The organism is Trinickia violacea (assembly GCF_005280735.1).
Lineage (GTDB): Bacteria > Pseudomonadota > Gammaproteobacteria > Burkholderiales > Burkholderiaceae > Trinickia_A > Trinickia_A violacea.
This window is the reverse complement of sequence record NZ_CP040078.1, coordinates 577,250-593,477: the sequence shown is the minus strand read 5'-3', so window position 1 is coordinate 593,477 and position 16,228 is coordinate 577,250. Positions and strand designations below refer to the sequence as shown.

At 65.8% G+C, this 16,228-nt stretch carries 17 protein-coding genes; 9 read left to right on the top strand and 8 right to left on the bottom strand.

Going from position 1 to position 16,228, the window contains the following annotated elements; all coding sequences use genetic code 11:
* Positions 1 to 232: 232 nt before the first annotated feature.
* From FAZ95_RS24700 to FAZ95_RS24685, 4 genes are all read left to right on the top strand, one after another.
* Positions 233 to 973, top strand: coding sequence for an acetoacetate decarboxylase (locus FAZ95_RS24700; protein WP_137335155.1), 741 nt, complete (start codon positions 233 to 235; stop codon positions 971 to 973).
* A 58-nt stretch (positions 974 to 1,031) separates the two neighbouring features.
* Positions 1,032 to 1,817: a 3-hydroxybutyrate dehydrogenase gene (locus FAZ95_RS24695; protein WP_137335154.1), complete on the top strand. Its 786-nt coding sequence runs from the start codon at positions 1,032 to 1,034 to the stop codon at positions 1,815 to 1,817.
* Positions 1,814 to 3,058, top strand: a complete 1,245-nt coding sequence (locus tag FAZ95_RS24690) for a patatin-like phospholipase family protein (protein WP_137335153.1) — start codon at positions 1,814 to 1,816, stop codon at positions 3,056 to 3,058. The genes FAZ95_RS24695 and FAZ95_RS24690 overlap by 4 nt, the downstream gene beginning before the upstream one ends.
* 121 nt (positions 3,059 to 3,179) lie before the next feature.
* The gene (locus tag FAZ95_RS24685) at positions 3,180 to 3,644 is read left to right on the top strand and encodes a hypothetical protein (protein WP_137335152.1); all 465 of its coding nucleotides are present in this window, start codon (positions 3,180 to 3,182) and stop codon (positions 3,642 to 3,644) included.
* Between the two features lie 93 nt (positions 3,645 to 3,737).
* Here the strand turns inward: FAZ95_RS24685 and FAZ95_RS24680 are convergent, their stop codons facing one another.
* The 6 genes from FAZ95_RS24680 to cbiE form a co-directional block, all read right to left on the bottom strand.
* Positions 3,738 to 4,031: a contact-dependent growth inhibition system immunity protein gene (locus FAZ95_RS24680; protein ID WP_137335151.1), complete on the bottom strand. Its 294-nt coding sequence runs from the start codon at positions 4,029 to 4,031 to the stop codon at positions 3,738 to 3,740.
* A gap of 8 nt (positions 4,032 to 4,039) precedes the next feature.
* Positions 4,040 to 4,873, bottom strand: coding sequence for an RNase A-like domain-containing protein (locus FAZ95_RS24675; protein WP_137335150.1), 834 nt, complete (start codon positions 4,871 to 4,873; stop codon positions 4,040 to 4,042).
* Between the two features lie 148 nt (positions 4,874 to 5,021).
* A complete protein-coding gene (cobM, locus tag FAZ95_RS24670) occupies positions 5,022 to 5,753 on the bottom strand; it encodes a precorrin-4 C(11)-methyltransferase (RefSeq protein ID WP_137335149.1) in 732 nt (243 codons plus the stop codon).
* Between the two features lie 73 nt (positions 5,754 to 5,826).
* Complete coding sequence (locus FAZ95_RS24665) at positions 5,827 to 6,558, bottom strand: cobalt-precorrin-6A reductase (RefSeq protein ID WP_137335148.1); 732 nt, start codon at positions 6,556 to 6,558, stop codon at positions 5,827 to 5,829.
* Positions 6,555 to 7,661 (bottom strand): cobalt-precorrin-5B (C(1))-methyltransferase, encoded by a 1,107-nt coding sequence (locus tag FAZ95_RS24660; protein ID WP_137335147.1) that lies wholly within the window; start codon positions 7,659 to 7,661, stop codon positions 6,555 to 6,557. The genes FAZ95_RS24665 and FAZ95_RS24660 overlap by 4 nt, the downstream gene beginning before the upstream one ends.
* Positions 7,661 to 8,896, bottom strand: coding sequence for a precorrin-6y C5,15-methyltransferase (decarboxylating) subunit CbiE (gene cbiE, locus FAZ95_RS24655; protein ID WP_137335146.1), 1,236 nt, complete (start codon positions 8,894 to 8,896; stop codon positions 7,661 to 7,663). The genes FAZ95_RS24660 and cbiE overlap by 1 nt, the downstream gene beginning before the upstream one ends.
* A gap of 198 nt (positions 8,897 to 9,094) precedes the next feature.
* On the opposite strand from cbiE, the gene cobG reads away from it, so the two are divergent.
* The 5 genes from cobG to FAZ95_RS24630 all read left to right on the top strand — a co-directional run bounded on the left by cobG (position 9,095) and on the right by FAZ95_RS24630 (position 14,935).
* Positions 9,095 to 10,546 (top strand): precorrin-3B synthase, encoded by a 1,452-nt coding sequence (cobG, locus tag FAZ95_RS24650; RefSeq protein WP_437437780.1) that lies wholly within the window; start codon positions 9,095 to 9,097, stop codon positions 10,544 to 10,546.
* Positions 10,539 to 11,165: a precorrin-8X methylmutase gene (locus FAZ95_RS24645; RefSeq protein WP_137335144.1), complete on the top strand. Its 627-nt coding sequence runs from the start codon at positions 10,539 to 10,541 to the stop codon at positions 11,163 to 11,165. Before cobG ends, FAZ95_RS24645 begins: the two co-directional genes overlap by 8 nt.
* Positions 11,166 to 11,924 (top strand): precorrin-2 C(20)-methyltransferase, encoded by a 759-nt coding sequence (locus FAZ95_RS24640; protein ID WP_137335143.1) that lies wholly within the window; start codon positions 11,166 to 11,168, stop codon positions 11,922 to 11,924. It begins immediately after the preceding gene.
* Positions 11,912 to 13,738, top strand: a complete 1,827-nt coding sequence (gene cobJ / locus FAZ95_RS24635; protein ID WP_137335142.1) for a precorrin-3B C(17)-methyltransferase — start codon at positions 11,912 to 11,914, stop codon at positions 13,736 to 13,738. Before FAZ95_RS24640 ends, cobJ begins: the two co-directional genes overlap by 13 nt.
* Positions 13,739 to 13,849: 111 nt before the next feature.
* A complete protein-coding gene (locus tag FAZ95_RS24630) occupies positions 13,850 to 14,935 on the top strand; it encodes a glycosyl hydrolase family 18 protein (protein ID WP_175425745.1) in 1,086 nt (361 codons plus the stop codon).
* Here the strand turns inward: FAZ95_RS24630 and FAZ95_RS24625 are convergent.
* Both FAZ95_RS24625 and FAZ95_RS24620 read right to left on the bottom strand, forming a co-directional pair.
* Positions 14,932 to 15,330, bottom strand: coding sequence for a DUF427 domain-containing protein (locus tag FAZ95_RS24625; RefSeq protein WP_137335140.1), 399 nt, complete (start codon positions 15,328 to 15,330; stop codon positions 14,932 to 14,934). The genes FAZ95_RS24630 and FAZ95_RS24625 overlap by 4 nt on opposite strands.
* 52 nt (positions 15,331 to 15,382) lie before the next feature.
* On the bottom strand, positions 15,383 to 16,129 hold the full coding sequence (locus FAZ95_RS24620) for an SDR family NAD(P)-dependent oxidoreductase (protein ID WP_137335139.1): 747 nt from the start codon (positions 16,127 to 16,129) through the stop codon (positions 15,383 to 15,385).
* Positions 16,130 to 16,228: the final 99 nt, after the last annotated feature.

Genomic DNA, 16,228 nt, shown 5'->3' with positions numbered 1-16,228 from the left:
CACAGCTATCGCCGTGTGCTGCGCATCGCGACCAGTCACCGGCCACGCACCTTAATTTTCGCCTCAGATTATCCGTTTAACCTCATTAATGAGACGGTGTTATTCTCGTTAGCCCGCCGTTTGGCGCAGAAAACGCAACAATCTGTTCCCCACTCTCGACTCGCGAAAGACACAACCTCCATATACGATGTCGGCACGTTTTCCTCGGCCAACGCTTTTTAAAGGAGTACCTATGAGTCCCGACCGCGTGGTTTCGAAAGCATTTGCCATGCCGCTCACGAGCCCGGCGTTTCCGATGGGTCCGTACAAGTTCTACGACCGTGAGTTCCTCATCATCACCTACCGCACCGATCTCGACCTGCTCCGCGAGATCGTCCCCGAGCCCCTCCAGGTGACCGATCCGTACGTCCACTACGAATTCATCCGCATGGCCGACTCGACCGGCTTCGGCGACTACACCGAAAGCGGACAGGTGATTCCGGTCACCTACGAAGGCAAGCCCGGCAGCTACACGCTCGCGATGTATCTCGACGACCATCCGCCGATCGCCGGCGGCCGCGAGCTGTGGGGCTTTCCGAAGAAGCTCGCCAAGCCGACGCTGCACGTCGACACGGACCACCTGCTCGGCACGCTCAACTACGGTTCGGTCCGTGTCGCCACGGGCACGATGGGCTACAAGCACAAAGAGCTCGATATTGCGGAACAAACGAAGCGCATGGCCGCTCCGAACTATCTGCTGAAGATCATTCCTCACGTCGACGGCTCGCCGCGCGTCTGCGAGCTCGTGCGCTACTACCTGGAAGACATCAAGCTCAAGGGCGCATGGACGGGCCCGGCATCGCTGCAGCTCGCGCATCACGCGCTCGCGCCGGTGGCCGATCTGCCTGTGCTCGAGATCGTCGAAGCGCGGCATCTGGTTGCCGACCTGACGCTCGGCCTCGGCACCGTCGTGCACGACTATCTCGCGCGCTAAATCAGCAAAACCTGCTTAACGCAAACACCGACAACCCATCAACCAGGACGATACGAACATGACGACACTCAACGGTAAGACCGCAGTCGTAACCGGCGCAGCAAGCGGCATCGGCAAGGAAATCGCATTGGTGCTCGCGGCCCAAGGCGCCGCGGTGGCGATCGCCGACTTGAACCTGGCCGGCGCGCAAGCCGTGGCCGACGAGATCAAGCAAAAGGGCGGCAAGGCGGTCGGCGTCGCAATGGACGTCACCAACGAAGAAGCGGTCAACCAGGGCATCGATAAGGTTGCCGCGGAATTCGGCTCGGTCGACATCCTCGTGTCGAACGCCGGTATCCAGATCGTCAATCCGATCGAGAACTACTCGTTCTCGGACTGGAAGAAGATGCAGGCGATCCACGTCGACGGCGCGTTCCTCACGACCAAGGCCGCGCTCAAGCACATGTACAAGGACAATCGCGGCGGCGTCGTGATCTACATGGGCTCGGTGCACTCGCATGAGGCGTCGCCGCTGAAGTCGGCGTACGTGGCGGCCAAGCATGCGCTGCTCGGCCTGGCGCGCGTGCTGGCGAAGGAAGGCGCGGCGCACAACGTGCGCTCGCACGTGGTCTGCCCGGGCTTCGTGCGCACGCCGCTCGTCGACAAGCAGATCCCCGAGCAAGCGAAGGAACTCGGCATCAGCGAAGAGGAAGTGGTCAAGAAGGTGATGCTCGGCCAGACGGTGGACGGCGTGTTCACCACGGTCGAGGACGTCGCGCAGACGGTGCTGTTCCTCTCGGCGTTCCCGAGCGCGGCGCTCACCGGCCAGTCGTTCATCGTCAGCCACGGCTGGTACATGCAATGAAGCCGCACGCCAAAACCGAAAGGCAGGCAACCGACCCGTCCGGCGTCAGGGTCGAGACCGGCGCCGTCCCGCACGCGCATCCGCATCACGAGCGCCGCGAGCGTCATCTGCCGTATGAAACGGTGGCGCTCGTGCTACAGGGCGGCGGCGCGCTCGGCGCCTATCAGGCCGGCGTGTTCGAGGGTCTGCACGACGCCGGCATACGGCTGAACTGGATCGCCGGCATTTCGATCGGCGCGCTCAACACCGCGATCATCGCGGGCAATGCGCCGGAGCATCGCGTCCAGCGCCTGCATGAGTTCTGGGACACGATCTGCAGGCCGGCCGCCACGCCGCCGCTGCCGCACATCTTCGAACATGCGCTGTTCAACGGCACCGAGGTGACCCGCCAGATGCTCACCGCGTTCCAGGCGGCGAGCGCCATCTGGCAGGGGCAGAACGGCTTCTTCCAGCCGCGCAAGCCGACGCCGGTGCCGTGGGTGTCGAGCAGCCCCGATACGGCGAGCTGGTACGACACCGCGCCGCTCAAAGCCACGCTCGAGCGGCTGTGCGACTTCGACCGGATCAACTCCGGTGAAACGCGCGTGTCGGTCGGCGCGGTCAACGTCGCCTCGGGCAACTTCGCGTACTTCGACAACTCGCGCATCAAGTTGCGCGCCGAGCATTTCATCGCATCGGGAGCGCTGCCGCCGGCGTTCGCGCCGACGGAGATCGACGGCGAGTTCTACTGGGACGGCGGCGTCGTGTCGAACACGCCGTTGCGCGAAGTGCTGAACGCAACGCCGCGCCACGACACGCTCGCGTTCCAAGTCGACTTGTGGAGCGCGCGCGGGCCGGTGCCGGAGAGCCTGAACGATGTCTCCGAACGTATGAAGGACATTCAGTATTCGAGCCGCACGCGTCTCGTCACCGACATCCTGCAGCGCGAACAGCGCTATCGCAACGTGCTGCGCGAAGTGCTCGACAAGGTGCCGGAGAGCGTCCGCAAGGAAGACGCGTGGTGCCAGCTCGCGGAAGACCTGTCATGCGGCAAGCGCTACAACGTGCTGCACCTGATCTATCAGCAGCAAAAGTTCGAGCACGACTACAAGGACTACCAGTTCGGCGCATCGACGATGCGCAGCCACTGGTCGGCGGGTCTCGCCGATATCCGCAAGACGCTCGAGCACGATTCGTGGCTCGAGTTGCCGGATAACGACGCGGGCTTCATCACGCACGACGTGCATCGAATCAGCAAGTAAATCAGCGTCAGTCGATCCGCTCACGCGGGATCACGGGGAGGCGCTTGAACGACAACACCGGACGGCCGCGGGCCGTGCCGGTGTCTTTCGTTTGGGTCGAACCAACGAATAAGAGGCCACGATGCCGATCATCATTGCTCTGCTGGTATTGGGCGCGTTGGCTGTCGGTGCGGTGTATGCGTTCGATGTGATCGCCGCCCGCCTGGGCGAACCCGCCGCCATCGGCATTTCGATCGTCGTTGCGCTGGTGGTGATCGCGCTCGCGGCGCGCTGGATTCAGCGCCGCCGCGAGATCGCGCCGAACACGAAGGAAGGCGACTGGACGCACGCACTCGTGCAAACCTGGGGCGGCATCCGCTTGTCGGCGACGAAGGGGCTGCTGTGGCTGTCGCTCGATGGCGCCGAAGGCAAGTACACGCTCACCGATCTGCACGATTGCGCCGCGAAGGATATGGACGGGCGCTGGTATCTGATCGTGAAAGTTCGCGACAAGGTCCGCGCCGAGTGGAAGCTGCCGATGACGAACAAGCGCGATGCCGATCGGTGGACGCGGATTTTGACGCTGGCGCAGGCGCAAAAGCTTTGAAGAATGCTTTCGGAGCCTTGGCAACTGGCGGCGGGCGAATCGAGAAGCTTCGCACGATCCGCGAGCCTCGGCTACCTATAGCAATGCAATTAGTTACCCTCGCAATAGCCGACATAATTCATCAAAGAATGATTCGGCAGTATAACCGTGCGATTTGATGGATATTTCACGCTCGTAGGCTAACTCAAATGCCTCCTCCAGATCATCAATATGCGACGCCTTGAATTTCTCCATTTCCAAAATGGCAGACTGACGCATAGATGGCGTAATCTCCTTGCAGTACACACGCAAAACGTCGCCAATCTTTTCGCCAAACAACTCGTAATCTTGATTTAAATATCCATCAAAAAGCAAATCAAGATTCGGGTATGGTGAATTTTCGCGCATTAGCCCTCCTAAATCTCCAAATAAGATGTCAGAATATAATAATCCATACCATTATACTTCTGACACTTCAAAATAACCCTCACCTTATTCATCGGGATGAATTCTCCCGTCTTTCGAATTACACCGTAGCCAACATTCTCCCCAACATTTTGCACAAGAACCAAGGGGTAGCTTGGCGATGACTGCGACCATGCTTTAATTTTCATAGCATTAGATTGCATCACTTTCGATATTGCCCGCTCCGCCATTTCCAGGTTCAGAAACGTTGATACCGCTTTTCTATCTGGTTCAGCTATCAATCTGGCGCGCAATTGTGCCTCAGTCTGCCCCACATGCTTTTCAAGCGTATGCCCGCCAATCCGGCTTCCCCGTATTGCCTCATGCCGCACCAGATTAATCCGCCCGAGCGTGACACTGGACGCACGTACCGCCTTCAACGCCCCCGCCACGCCAAACGACACGCCAATATCGACCGATAAGCCTATATTGCCAGCCATATCCGGGCTGGCCCTCAAAGTCTCAGCCAGTTTTGACGTGCCCTGTTGCGTCAAGGTCGCCGTATCCTGGCCCGTCCAGACTTGACGGATACCGGTCGCCGCCGTGTCCGATCCATGCACTCCAAACACGACGCAGCCAGCCTTGCTTGCCATTGTCGGCTCTGGCAGAACGCAGAGTGCACCTGCGCCGACCATTTCCAGCACCCCGCCCACAATTTGCAAACCGCCCCACAGCCGGTTGGAAAGCGTGGCTTCCTGACTCAGCGATCCCCTGGACAGCACCGCCGCCAATTGAACCGGGCTGAGAACCACACGCATGACATCAGCATCATTGGTTTGTGACATCTCGACTGTCTCCTGTCGACGAAAAGTCACGATGCTAACAGTTCGCTTTCCTGAATATTTTTTGGGATAGACCAAAAGCCTTGCTTCTGGTCATGTCAGAGGAAAAATCCCGCTTGAATCACAAAGAACGAGGACCACACCCCCCCCGTCACCCACCCGCCTTCGCATACAACGTCGATTCACTGAACCCTTCCGCCGCCAGCACGCGCCCGACCAGAATCAGCGCGGTGCGCTCGATATTCGTCGACTGCACCTTGCCGACGATATCGGCGAGCGTGCCCGTCACGCGTTCTTCGTCGGGCCAGCTCGCGCGGTAGATCACGGCGATCGGGCAGTCGGCCCCGTAGTGCGGCCGCAGTTCGTCGACGATACGTGCAAGGTGCCGCACGCCGAGGTGGATCGCCATCGTCGCGCGATGGCGCGCCAGATCGGCGAGCTGCTCGCCCTCGGGCATCGTGGTCTTGGTTGCATAGCGCGTGAGGATCAGCGTCTGCGAGATGTCCGGCAGCGTCAGCTCGCAGCCGAGCGCGGCCGCGCATGCGGCCGTCGCCGTCACGCCCGGCACGATCTCGTAGGGAATGTTCAGCTCGCGCAGGCGCCGGATCTGCTCGCCGATCGCGCCGTAGAGCGACGGGTCGCCCGAATGCACGCGCGCGACATCGTGGCCTTTACGGTGCGCATCGTCGAGCAACGCGACGATCGCGTCGAGATCGAGGTCGGCCGTGTTCACCACGGTCTCGGCGCGATGCCCCTCGAGCACGGCCTGCGGCACGAGCGACCCCGCGTACAAAATCACCGGGCAGGTCCGCACGAGACGCTGCCCTTTTACCGTGATCAGTTCGGGGTCTCCAGGACCCGCGCCGATGAAAAATACCGTCATGCCTAGCTCCGTGATGCAGTGAAGGGCTGTGATTGCGTGAGCGTTCTCGCGCGCGAGTGCGCCAACGTCTGCGTCATCGCAGCAACGCCTCGATCGCGGCCAACACGCTCTCGGGACTGTCGAATTCGCGATCGGCGGCGGGCAGCGGCGGACGCCGCAGCATCACGACCGGCAGCCCCCGCTCGCGCGCGACGGCGAGCTTCGCTTCGGTCGCGCCGCCGCCGCTGTTCTTGCTGACGATGACGTCGATCGCTTGCGCATCGACTAGCGTGCGCTCGCCCGCTTCGGTGAACGGCCCGCGCGCGTCGATCACGCGCGAGCGCGCGTTGCCCGGATGTGCGTCGAGGCAGCGCACGGTCCAGAATTGATGCACGGGAATCTCGTCGAGATGCGCGAGCGGTTCGCGGCCGAGCGTGAAGAGCGGGCGCGCGAACGGCGTGAGTGCGTCAACGATGCCGTCCCAATCGGCGACCGTGCGCCAGTCGTCGCCGGCTTGCGGTTCCCACGCAGCACGACGCACGGCCCAGCACGGCACGCCGGCCGAACGGCTCGCGGCCACCGCGTTCGCGCTGATTTGCGCCGCGTAGGGATGCGTGGCGTCAACCACGAGCCCGATGCCTTCGTCGCGCACATAGCGCGCGAGCCCTTGCGCACCGCCGAACCCGCCCACGCGGACCGCGCATGCCAGATCGTGAGGCACCTTGCCGAGCCCGGCGAGGCTATAGACGTGTTCGCGCGAAAGCTGCCGCGCGATCTTCAACGCGTCGCCGGTGCCGCCGAGCAGCAGGATGCGCGCCGCCGTCATCGCGCGACTCCGACGATGTGGCCCTGGCGATCGATCGCGAACATCTCGACGGCGACTTCCGGCGGCACGATCTCGCGCGCGACGCGCAACGCGTGCTCGCACACGACGTCGCCAAGCGGTACGCCTTCCTGCCGCGCGAGCACCAGCGCTTGCTGGCTCGTGTTGGCCGCGCGAATCGCTTCTTGCAATGCTGCGCCCGCGCCATGCTCCGCCGCCCATGCGGCAAGCTGAGCCAAGTCGATGCTCGAATGACCGCTGTGCAAATCGAGGTGTCCCGCCGCGAGCTTGCTCAGCTTGCCGAAGCCGCCGCACATGCTGAGCTTGTCGACGGGCGCGCGGCGCACGTGCTTGAGCACCGCGCCGGCGAAGTCGCCCATCTCGATCAGCGCGATATCGGGCAGGCCGTAGTGCGCGCGCATCGCGTCTTCGCTCGCGTTGCCCGTGCAAGCCGCGATGTGCCGATAGCCGTTCGCGCGCGCCACGTCGATGCCTTGATGGATCGACGCGATATAGGCCGAGCACGAAAACGGCCGCACGATGCCGGTCGTGCCGAGGATCGACAAGCCCCCGACGATCCCGAGCCGCGGATTCATCGTCTTCAACGCGAGCGCCTCGCCGCCCTCGATGCCGATCGTCACCTCGAAGCCGCCCGCATAGCCGTGCTCGGCCGCGAGTCCGGTGAGGTGGTCGGTCATCATCTTGCGCGGCACGGGGTTGATCGCGGGTTCGCCGACGGCAAGCGTCAGCCCCGCGCGCGTGACCGTGCCGACGCCGGGCCCCGCGTGAAAACGCACGCCAGGTTCCTGCGACAGACGCACGCGCGCGAATACGACCGCGCCGTGCGTGACGTCGGGGTCGTCGCCGGCATCCTTGATCGTGCCGGCCTCGGCGCCGCCCGCCGCACCCGCAGCCTCGTCGATCAGCCGGCAGAAGGTCAGCGGCATCGGCACGTGCTGGCCCTTGGGCAGCACGATTTCGGCGACGTCGCTCGCGATGCCGGCCAGCAGCAGGCGCGCGGCGGCAAGCGACGTCGCCGTCGCGCAGCTGCCTGTCGTGTAGCCGCTCCTGAGCGGCGCGGGTTGTTCGGGGGTCTCGTCGCGCATCACGTTTCGTCGCGCGGCTTGGCGATCTCGAGGAGCGTGATCGGCAGCGCCGGCCGCCACGTTTCGAAGCCGCCGAGCGGTTGAGCCTCGGCAACAGCGAGCCGGGTGAGCGTGCCGCCGTGCTGCTCGCGCCACTGCACGAGCACCGCTTCGCCTTGCAGCGTGACCGCATTCGCGACGAGACGGCCGCCGCTCGCGAGACGCTGCCAGCAGAGATCGAGCACGCCGGGCACGGTCACGCCGCCGCCGACGAAAACCGCGTCGGGCGCGGGCAGGCCGTCGAGCGCCTCCGGCGCGCGTCCCGCGACGAGTTGCAAAGCGGGAACGCCGAGCGCATCGCGATTGCGTTCGATGAAACGCCGCCGCTCGGCGTTCGCTTCGATCGCGACGGCGCGGCACGAAGGGTGTGAGCGCATCCATTCGATGCCGATCGAGCCGCAGCCCGCGCCGACGTCCCACAGCAATTCGCCGGGACGGGGCGCCAAGCGCGCGAGCGTGATAGCGCGGATGTCACGCTTGGTCAATTGGCCGTCGTGAAGGTAGGCGTCATCGGGCAGGCCCGGTGTCAACGGCAGGTTCAACGCGCCCGTCGCGGCGCGGCACTCCAGGGCGACGATGTTCAACGCGGCAATCGATCCCGCCTCGGCAAGCCTCAAGCGATCGCGCCATTCATCGGCGCGCGCTTCAGCGATACGCTCCTGCGCGCCACCCAGGTGTTCCAGCACGATCATGCGGCTCGGCCCGAAGCCGCGCGCGGCGGCCAGCTCCGCGATGGCGCCGGGCGTCTCGCCGTCGGCGCTCAAGACGAACACGCGCGCGCCGTGCCTCAGGTGCGCATTCAACGCGGCTAGCGGCCTGCCGACCAGCGAGATCGTCGCCACGTCCTGCAGCGGCCAGCCAAGACGCGCCGCCGCAAGCGACAGCGACGACGGCGCGGGCAGCACGCGCATTTCTCCGGCGGGCAACTGGCGAGCGAGCGTCGCGGCGACGCCGAACAGCATCGGATCGCCGCTCGCGAGCACGCATACGGGCGCATGGCGATGGTCGAGGACACGCGAGAGATCGAACGGACGCGGCCACGCTTCGCGCCGCGCGGCAAGACGCGCGGGCAGCATCGCGAGATGCCGCTCGCCGCCGAACACCACCGACGCTTCGACGAGCGCGCGCCGCGCCGCCCGCCCCAATCCGGCAAAACCGTCATCTCCCATCCCTACCACGGTCAGCCACGCCGGCATCTGCCCATCCTTTCTTTCGATCGCGATAAATTCGGCTGCGGCAAGCCTGGAGAGGGCCGCAGCGGATTTGTCCAAGGGGAAAGAAGGCATAATACAGCGTTCGCCGGTGCCCTTTTGTGCCCTTTGCGGGCGCGTAGAGGGAACCCAGCGCAACCGTGGCCGCTCCCGCAACCGAATGCAGCAAGTCCGCGCCGCCTCTTGAATCGATCCATGCCTGCCGTCACGACGTCCACAGCGCCGCGCCCCACCGCCTGCCCCGGGCTCGCGCGCATCGTCGCCGCGCTCGATGGCGGAATTTGCCGGATCAAGCTGCCGTGCGGCGAGTTGAGCGCCGAGCAGGCTTGTGCGCTTGCGGACGCCGCCGGGCGTTACGCCTCGGGCGTCGTCGACGTCACCAATCGGGCGAATCTGCAATTGCGCGGCGTGCGCTCGGGCGACGAAAGCGCGCTGACGCAAGCGCTGATCGACGCCGGCCTCGGGCCCGATGGTCGATCGGACGCTTCCGGATCGACGGATCAAACCGCGCAATCGTCACAATCGGCCACGAGCCTCGCGGCCGACGACGTCCGCAACGTCATGGTCAGCCCGGCGGCCGGACGCGATCCGCAGGCGTCGATCGACACGACCCCTCTCGCGCACGACATCCTCGAACGGCTGCGGACCGACACGCGCCTGCACGCGCTGTCCGCGAAATTCGCGCTGCTGCTCGACGGCGGCGAGCGCCTCGCGATGCTCGACCATCCGCACGATATCTGGCTCGCAGCGATGCCCTCGGCACACGCCGAAGCGCCGCTGTTCGCGTTCGGCCTCGCGGGCTGCCCGCCGGTTGCAGGCGACGGCGCCGCGAGTTGTGACGTGACTCGCGCCACCCTCGCAGCGGTCGAGCCGCAACACGCCGGTATGCTGGTCGCTGCGCTGTTGCACACGTTCCTCGATCTCGCCGAGCCGGACATGACGCGCATGCGCGATCTGCTCGGCGTTCGCTCCGTCGATGAATTGATGCGGCACGTCGAATCACGCATCGATTTCCCGCTCGTGTGCCACGAGTCCATCCGCGCATGGCGCCGCGCGCCCGCCGACGCCTCCCTGCGACTCGGCGCGCATCGACAACGCACGGACGACCTCTATCACGTGGGCGGCCAAGCGCCGCTCGGCCGCTTGAATGCGGCCTCGCTGCGCGGCCTCGCCGCCCTCGCGCGAGAACTCGGCAATGCGACGCTGCGCATGACGCCGTGGCAAAGCGTGCTGCTGCCCGACGTGCCGAGCCGCCACGTAACGGCCGCAATCGATGCGCTGAGCGCACTCGGTCTTGCATGCCGCTCCGGCGATCCGCTGACGCGCCTCATCGCCTGCACAGGCTCGACCGGCTGCGCGAAGGGCCTCGCCGACACGAAGGCCGACGCCATGCAGCTCGCGTTACGTCTGCCCGCAGGCGTCGACGTTCATCTGAGCGGCTGCCCACGCTCTTGCGCCGCCGCGCACTGCGCGCCGCATACCTTGCTCGCCGTGGCGCCGGGCCGCTACGACCTCTACCAGCGCGATGCTCTGCCGTTGCAATCCGGCTTCGGCTGTTGCGTCGCGCGCCACATGACCATCGACGAGGCCGCCGCCCATTTGAGCCGGCAGCCCTGGAGCCCCATTGATGCTTGACTACATCCGCGACGGTCAGGAGATCTATCGCCAATCCTTCGCGACGATTCGCGCGGAGGCCGACCTCGCGCGCATTCCCCCCGACCTCGAGAAGCTCGCCGTGCGCGTGATCCATGCGTGCGGGATGGTCGATATCGTCGACGCGTTGCGCTTTTCCGAAGGCGCCGGCGATGCCGGCCGCCGCGCGCTCGCGAACGGCGCGCCGATCCTGTGCGACGCGCGCATGGTCGCCGAGGGCATCACGCGCGCGCGCCTGCCTGCCGGCAACGACGTGATCTGCACGCTCGGCGACGCATCGGTGCCCACGCTCGCGAACGAGATCGGCAACACGCGCTCGGCCGCGGCGCTCGAATTGTGGCGGCCGCATCTGGCCGGCAGCGTGGTCGCGATCGGCAACGCGCCCACCGCGCTCTTTCATCTGCTCGACATGCTCGACGCCGGCGCGCCGCGCCCTGCACTGATCCTCGGGTTCCCGGTCGGCTTCGTCGGCGCGGCGGAATCGAAGGCGATGCTCGCCGAGGACAGCCGCGGCGTGCCCTACGTGGCGGTCGTTGGGCGGCGCGGCGGCAGCGCGATGGTCGCGGCGGCCGTCAACGCCTTGGCGTCGGAGGCAGAGTAAATGGCGCTCATCGATCGAACCCAGCCGGGCGCGCAGCCGGGCCGGCTCTTCGGCCTGGGCGTCGGCCCCGGCGACCCCGAGCTCATCACCTTGAAGGCGTTGCGCTTGCTGCAAGCCGCGCCGGTCGTCGCGTACTTCGTCGCCAAAGGCAAGAAGGGCAACGCCTTCGGCATCATCGAAGCTCACTTGAGCGATGCGCAAACGCGCCTGCCGCTCGTCTATCCGGTGACGACCGAAGCGCTCGAACCCCCGCTCTCGTATGAAGCGGTGATCGCCGATTTCTACGACACGGCGGCCGAGGTCGTGGCCGGCCATCTCGATGCGGGCCGCGACGTGGCCGTGATCTGCGAAGGCGACCCGTTCTTCTATGGCTCGTACATGTACCTGCACGACCGCCTCGCCGCGCGCTTCGAGACGCAGGTGGTGCCCGGCGTCTGCTCGATGCTCGGCGGCACGGCCGTGCTCGGCTCGCCGCTCGTGTATCGGAATCAAACGCTGTCGGTGCTGTCGGGCGTGCTGCCCGAAGACGAATTGACGCGGCGTCTCGCCGATGCCGACGCCGCCGTCGTGATGAAGCTCGGACGCAATTTCGACAAGGTGCGCCGCGTGCTCGATGCGCTCGGTCTCGCCGACCGCGCGCTGTACGTGGAGCGCGCGACGATGGCGAACCAGCGCATCGTGCCGCTTGCCGAAGTCGATCCGATGGCGTCGCCGTATTTCTCGCTGCTCGTCGTGCCGGGGGAAAAATGGCAGGGGTGAATTCCGCCGCCGCAAACGCGGTCGAGCCGGCGATCGTCGTTCTCGGACCCGGCGCGCTCGCCACCGCGCGGCGCATCGCTGCGCGCTACCCCGGCGCGCAGGTGCATGGCCTGACGGGTCGCGTCGCGAGCGGCGGCGGGGACGATCGCGCCGACATCGCTTATGAAGCACTCGGCCCGCATCTGCGCGACCTCTACACGCGCGGCACGCCGATCGTCGCGCTGTGCGCGGCGGGCATCGTGATTCGTGCGCTCGCGTCTTTGCTCGCCAACAAGGGCGCCGAGCCGCCGGTGCTGGCCGTCGCCGAAGACGGCAGCGCCGTCGTGCCGCTCTTGGGCGGCTTGGCCGGCGTCAACGTGATGGCGCGCGAGATCGGCGAGGCGCTCGCCGTCGCGCCCGCGATCACGACGAGCGGCGAGTTGCGCTTCGGCACGTGCGTGCTCAATCCGCCGGACGGCTACGCGCTCGCGAGCCTCGAACAAGGCAAGCGCTTCGTGTCGGACCTGCTCGCCGGGGAAAGCACGCGCATCGAAGGCGAGGCGCCGTGGCTCGACGACGCGCGCTTGCCTTTGACGCCATCGGCTCGGCTCGCCATACGCGTGAGCCCGCAGGTGTGGGATGGCAGCAGCGATGAACTGGTGATTCATCCGCGTTGTGTCGTGGCGGCGGTGATGGCGAATTCTCCGCGTGAAGATGGCAGCCGCGGCGCCCTCACAGATGACGAAGCTGAGCGCATCGTCGAAGCCGTACGCAACGCGTTGAGCGCGCATCGGCTCGCACCGCTTTCGCTCGCCGCGCTTCTCGCGCCTGCGGAACGCATGACGGAGCCCGCGCTTGCACGAGCCGCTGAAATCTTGAGCGTGCCGCTCCGTTTTGCCGGTTACGACGAGGAGACGGGTACGCGACGCGACGCCCGAGCGCTGTTCACCAGCGCGATGCGCACACCGCATCGCGTGCTGGACGTCTCCTCAGCACGGGCCCCAAACATCGCGCTCGCCATCTGCGAGACCCGCGACACCCCCATCGATCCGCAATCGATCGGCCAGGCACGCGGCCGCCTGACGGTGATCGGCCTCGGCCCGGGCGACGCCTCGCTGATGGTGCCCGCCGCGCGCGCCGCCTTGAACGAAGCCGCCGACATCCTCGGCTACGAGACCTACGTGAAGATGGCCGGCCCGTTTCGCGCCAACCAGCGCCTTCACTGCACCGACAACCGCCAAGAGCTGCAACGTGCGCGCGACGCGTTCGAGCTCGCGAGCACGGGACGTTCGGTCGTCGTCGTATCGTCGGGCGACCCGGGCGTGTTCGCGATGGCCGCGGCCGTGCTCGAAGCGCTCGAAACCTCGAGCAACGCGCGCTGGGCCGCCGTCGAGCTCGAGATCGTGCCGGGCGTGTCCGCCGCGATGGCGACGGCCGCGCTGGCGGGCGCGCCGCTTGGCCACGATTTCTGCATGCTGTCGCTCTCGGACAACCTGAAGCCGTGGTCGATCATCGAAACGCGCCTGCGGCATGCGGCCATCGCCGATCTCGTGATGGCGTTCTACAACCCGATTTCGCGGGCGCGCCCATGGCAACTGGATAAAGCGCTCGACATCGTGCGCGAACACCGGTCGCCCGCGACGAAGGTCGTGCTCGGACGCGACATCGGCCGCCCCGGCGCCGCGCTCACGACGACGACGCTCGGCGAGCTGCGCTCCGAGCAAGTGGACATGCGAACGATGGTGATCGTCGGATCGTCGACGACGCGGGCGTTTGCGCGCCATGGCGGACTCGACGCGCGCGAGTGGGTGTACACGCCGCGATGGTATGAGTGACGGCGAGCGAGCGGTCGGTCGATGATCGGCCGCTTGCACGCTCGTCGGCGAATTCAAGTTTTGGCACGGCCAACCGTTAAACCCAAATACAAAAAATTCGACGGGTCCCTCGTGAATGTAGTCCGCTTGATCGGCGCGCTCGGCGCCGCGCTTGTGCTGTTCGGTTGCGGCGGTGGTGGCGGCAGCGCGGCACAGACCGGCACGTCGGCCCCCGCCGCCGCTTCGGCTCCGGCCGCTTCGACCCAACCCATCGCCTCGGCGGCGAACGTGGTACTCGGCTACTACGACGGCACGACCGAGTCCATGACGTCAGCGATGAGTGCGTCGACGCCCGTGACCGCGGTGTCCTTGGACGTCATCCTTGTAGCGACCGATGGCAGCTTGAGCGGAACGCTGCCCTCGAGTCTGCTCTCGAGCGACGCGGCGGCAGGCAAGGCGTCGTACGCGAGCATTTCCAATTTCGGCGCGACGGACTTCGATCCCGACATCGGGCATGGCGCCATGGTCACCCACCGCGCCGCCACGATCCAGAACATCGTTGCGCTCGCGAAAACGGCGAACCTCACCGGCATCAACATCGACTTCGAAGGCATCTACCCGGCGGACCGCGATGCCTATACGAGCTTCGTGACCGACTTGGCCACACAACTGCACGCGATCCACTCGAGTCTCGTGCTGAGCGTGCCCGCCAAAACGAGCGACGATCCCACCAACACGTGGACCTGGCCTTTCAACTACGCGGCAATCGGCCAGAGCGCAGACATCATTCAGGTCATGACCTACGACGAAAACGTGCCCAGCCGGAGCCCGGGCCCCGTCGCCGGCAGCGACTGGATGCTCGAGTCGTTGCAGTACGCCGCAAGTCAGATCCCAGCGAGCAAGATTCTGCTGGGGCTGCCCGCGTATGGATACGACTGGAACCTGACTGCGGGCGGCGGCACCTCGGTCGCCTACAAGGAGATGCCCGCGCTGCTCGCTTCGACGGGGGCGACGCCCCAATGGGACGCCGCCACCCGCTCCGCATATATCAACTACACCGCGTCGGACAGCAGCGCGCATCAAGTCTGGTACGAAACCGCGCAAGGCTTGCAGGCGAAGGCCCAATTCGCGAAAACGCTGGGCCTTGCGGGTGTATCGATGTGGGCCTTGGGCGACGAGGACGCGACCTTCTGGAGCGCCGTCACGGCGGGGTTCTAATCCGCATGCTCCACGATCGCGTCGACGCGGTCCGGATAAAACGCGAGATGATCCTTGATCGCCACGACCGCTTCGTACGGGTGCTCGTACGTCCACACCGCGTTCACCGAGCGCTCGCCGCCTGACGGGATCGAGTAGTACGCGCATTCGCCTTTGTACGGGCAGTAGGTTGCATGCGCGCTGCGCTTCAGGAGCGCCATGTCCACGTCTTTTCTCGGGATATAGAAGACAGGTGGATAGGCCGCCTCGCACAGCGTCAGCGCATCGCGCGTATCGGCTATCACGTTCCCCGCCAGCGTGACCACCACGCGCGACGGATTGCGCTCGATCGAAATCGGATGATCCGGGCCCGGAATCCTGACGGTCCGGGTCGACTTGGTGTCGTTGTCTGACATGGTCGAACTCCTGGTAGGTAGCTCCATGATCCTGCAAACAGACGTTCTTTGCTCAGAGCTTGGACCCGCCGTCGACGCTCAGCGTGTCGCCGGTCATCCAGCGTGCGTCGTCCGAAGCGAGAAAAACGACGGCTCCGGCGATGTCGTCAGGCTGCGCGACACGCTTGAGCGCCTGCATGCCTAGCGAGTACTCGCGGCCCGCGTCGGTCTTCGCGAAGCTCGACATATCCGTTTCGACGACGCCCGGCGCGACCGCGTTCACGCGCACGCCTTTCGCGCCGAGCGCGGACGCGAAGTGCCGCACGAGCGTGTCGATTGCGCCCTTGGTGGCGGCATAAGCCGACAGCGTGCCGACCGACGCGCGCGCCGCGAGCGACGACAGCAGCACGACACTACTGCCCTCGCACATCACGGGCAGCAGTTGCTGCACGAGAAAGTACGGCGCGCGCACGTTCACGGCGAACAGGTCGTCGAAATCCTGCACGGTCGTCTCTTCGATGCTTGCGGCCTTCGAGATGCCGGCGTTCGCGACGAGGATGTCGAGACGCCCGCCGACGATCTCCTTCACGCGCTTGGCGAGCTTGTGCGGGCCATCGGCTGCGCGCAGGTCGGCGGCGACTTTGTCGGCATGGCCGCCGGCCGCGCGGATCTCGGCGACGACGGCGTCGGCCGCTTGCTCCGCGCTGCTGAAGTGAACGAGCACCTGAGCGCCGGATTTGGCGAGCGCGAGTGCGGTGGCGCGTCCGATGCCGCGTGAGGCGCCCGTCACGAGCGCTGTCTTTCCGATAAGTTGAGCCATGATCGCGGATTCTCCGAGAGAGAGATAGATAGAAGGTATGGGGCAGCTGACCTTGGCGGGTTCGCCGTCGGCTTCGTATCGCCGCCTTGAGCCTTAATC

Coding starts and splice junctions, on each gene's coding strand:
- FAZ95_RS24700 (WP_137335155.1), top strand. CDS start 233: ATGAGTCCCGACCGCGTGGTTTCGAAAGCATTTGCCATGCCGCTCACG.
- FAZ95_RS24695 (WP_137335154.1), top strand. CDS start 1,032: ATGACGACACTCAACGGTAAGACCGCAGTCGTAACCGGCGCAGCAAGC.
- FAZ95_RS24690 (WP_137335153.1), top strand. CDS start 1,814: ATGAAGCCGCACGCCAAAACCGAAAGGCAGGCAACCGACCCGTCCGGC.
- FAZ95_RS24685 (WP_137335152.1), top strand. CDS start 3,180: ATGCCGATCATCATTGCTCTGCTGGTATTGGGCGCGTTGGCTGTCGGT.
- FAZ95_RS24680 (WP_137335151.1), bottom strand. CDS start 4,031: ATGCGCGAAAATTCACCATACCCGAATCTTGATTTGCTTTTTGATGGA.
- FAZ95_RS24675 (WP_137335150.1), bottom strand. CDS start 4,873: ATGTCACAAACCAATGATGCTGATGTCATGCGTGTGGTTCTCAGCCCG.
- cobM (WP_137335149.1), bottom strand. CDS start 5,753: ATGACGGTATTTTTCATCGGCGCGGGTCCTGGAGACCCCGAACTGATC.
- FAZ95_RS24665 (WP_137335148.1), bottom strand. CDS start 6,558: ATGACGGCGGCGCGCATCCTGCTGCTCGGCGGCACCGGCGACGCGTTG.
- FAZ95_RS24660 (WP_137335147.1), bottom strand. CDS start 7,661: ATGCGCGACGAGACCCCCGAACAACCCGCGCCGCTCAGGAGCGGCTAC.
- cbiE (WP_137335146.1), bottom strand. CDS start 8,896: ATGCCGGCGTGGCTGACCGTGGTAGGGATGGGAGATGACGGTTTTGCC.
- FAZ95_RS24645 (WP_137335144.1), top strand. CDS start 10,539: ATGCTTGACTACATCCGCGACGGTCAGGAGATCTATCGCCAATCCTTC.
- FAZ95_RS24640 (WP_137335143.1), top strand. CDS start 11,166: ATGGCGCTCATCGATCGAACCCAGCCGGGCGCGCAGCCGGGCCGGCTC.
- cobJ (WP_137335142.1), top strand. CDS start 11,912: ATGGCAGGGGTGAATTCCGCCGCCGCAAACGCGGTCGAGCCGGCGATC.
- FAZ95_RS24625 (WP_137335140.1), bottom strand. CDS start 15,330: ATGTCAGACAACGACACCAAGTCGACCCGGACCGTCAGGATTCCGGGC.
- FAZ95_RS24620 (WP_137335139.1), bottom strand. CDS start 16,129: ATGGCTCAACTTATCGGAAAGACAGCGCTCGTGACGGGCGCCTCACGC.